This is a genomic window from Clostridioides sp. ZZV14-6345 (genome assembly GCF_020657775.1).
Lineage (GTDB): Bacteria > Bacillota > Clostridia > Peptostreptococcales > Peptostreptococcaceae > Clostridioides > Clostridioides difficile_D.
Genome location: NZ_JAGWCX010000185.1, coordinates 1 through 432, shown reverse-complemented (window position 1 = coordinate 432; position 432 = coordinate 1). Strand labels below are relative to the sequence as shown.

At 28.9% G+C, this 432-nt stretch carries 1 protein-coding gene; it reads right to left on the bottom strand.

The features are described from left to right. Positions 1-432 (bottom strand): transposase (locus KGF39_RS19525; RefSeq protein WP_227823580.1); only part of this gene is annotated, 432 nt, incomplete at both ends.

Here is a 432-nt window from a genome sequence, read left to right as displayed (position 1 = left end):
GATATATTCCACGTTTATTTTTTACTATTTTATTGTGTAGTCTAGAAATGTTATGAGCTATCGCTACAATAATACATTCTGATAGAACATTTTCTTTGCCTCGGCTTAAAAATCTTCTAAATTTCATATTTTGTTTTACTTGAGCGAAAGCTCCTTCTGCTTGTATACTTCTATTCATTCTAAGTTCACACCCCTCCGGGCTTATAATTCTCTTTAAGTTTTCTTTTCTTTTTTCATGAAATAACTTAGATACTTGTAAGTTTTTAGTCCTATTTTCAAGAGGAATCTTACTGTTACTTCTCTTAATGCAACTGCTTTTATATTGACAATCACGGCATTCTTCACAAGCATAACAAGTTATTTCACTTTTATAGCCTGTTTTTGATTTCCTATTTATTATTTTATTAGCAAATAGTTTTTTGCTATTTTTAC